The following is a 1,546-nucleotide window of genomic DNA, read 5'->3' on the forward strand; positions in this document are numbered from 1 at the left end:
GCTGGTGGACGCGGCGGGGGACTACAACGGGGACGGCAAGGCGGACCTGCGCTGGGTCAAGGACAGTGGCGAGATTGCGCTGTGGTTGATGAACGGGACGGCGCCGATCACGACGGCGAACTTCGGTCCCTACGACGGCTGGCGCGTGAAGGACGGCAGCCAGGACCTCAACGGGGACGGCAAGACCGACCTGCTGTGGACCCACACCAGTGGCGTGACCTCGATCTGGACGATGGACGGGGTGATGCCGACGGCGACGGTCAACCACGGGCCGTTTGCGGGCTGGAGGCTGGATGGTCTGCAGCCCAGCACGGTGGCGGGCAGCTGGAAGTTCGTCGACTCGGCGGGGGACTACAACGGGGACGGCAAGGCGGATCTGCGCTGGGTCAGCGACAAGGGCGAAGTGTCGCTGTGGCTGATGAACGGCGGCAGCCCGATTGGTGCGGCAAGCTTTGGTCCCTTCGAGGGTTGGAGCGTGAAGGACGGCAGCCAGGACTTCAACGGCGACGGCAAGAGCGACCTGCTGTGGACGAACACGAGCGGGGCGGCCTCGATCTGGACCATGAACGGACTGGGTGCGATCGCGAAAGCCGAGCTCACGCCTGGCACGGGCTGGAAGCTGGTCGATGCGGTCGGTGACTACAACGGGGACGGCAAGGCGGACCTGCGCTGGGTCAAGGACAACGGCGAGATCTCGCTGTGGCTGATGAACGGCACGAGCGCGACGGCGAAGGTGAATTTCGGTCCCTTCAATGGCTGGAGCGTGAAGGACGGCAGCCAGGACTTCAACGGCGACGGCAAGAGCGACCTGCTGTGGACGAACACGAACGGTGCGGCCTCGATCTGGACCATGAACGGACTGAGCGCGACGGCGATCGTCGATCACGGGCCGTATGCGGGCTGGAAGCTGGTGGACGCGGCGGGGGACTACAACGGGGACGGCAAGGCGGACCTGCGCTGGGTCAAGGACAACGGCGAAGTGTCGCTGTGGCTGATGAACGGGACGGTGCCGAGTGCGACTCGGAACTTCGCTTTGCCCAGCGGCTGGAGCGTGAAGGATGGCAGCCGGGACTTCAACGGTGACGGCAAGAGCGACCTGCTGTTGACGAACACGAACGGGGCGGCCTCGGTCTGGACGATGAACGGGCTGAACGCGACTGCACAAGCCAACCACGGGCCGTTTGCGGGCTGGAAGCTGGCGGATGCGGCCGGGGACTACAACGGGGACGGCAAGGCGGACCTGCGCTGGGTCAAGGACAACGGCGAGATCTCGCTGTGGCTGATGAACGGCGTGAACGCGATGGCGACGGCGAACTTCGATCCGGCGGACGGCTTGAGCGTGAAGGATGGCAGCCAGGACCTCAACGGGGATGGCAAGACCGATCTGCTGTGGACGGATGCCAGCGGAGCGGAGTCGGCCTGGCTGATGGATGGCGTGAGCCTGGTGGGGACGGTCAACCCGGGTGATCTCCCGGGGTGGGCGCTGATCTGAGCTGGGTGACTGCGTGGAGCCGTCCGGCGCTGCCTGCAGGCAGGCAGCGCCGGA

General features: G+C 66.4%; 1 protein-coding gene. It reads left to right on the forward strand.

Annotation, left to right across the window (positions count from 1 at the left end; all coding sequences use genetic code 11):
- Positions 1–1,492: FG-GAP repeat domain-containing protein (locus C6P64_RS13510; protein ID WP_105749083.1), on the forward strand; the 1,492-nt coding region annotated here is incomplete at its 5' end.
- Between the last annotated feature and the right edge of the window lie 54 nt (positions 1,493–1,546).

Source organism: Malikia granosa, from assembly GCF_002980595.1.
Classification (GTDB): Bacteria; Pseudomonadota; Gammaproteobacteria; order Burkholderiales; family Burkholderiaceae_C; genus Malikia; species Malikia granosa.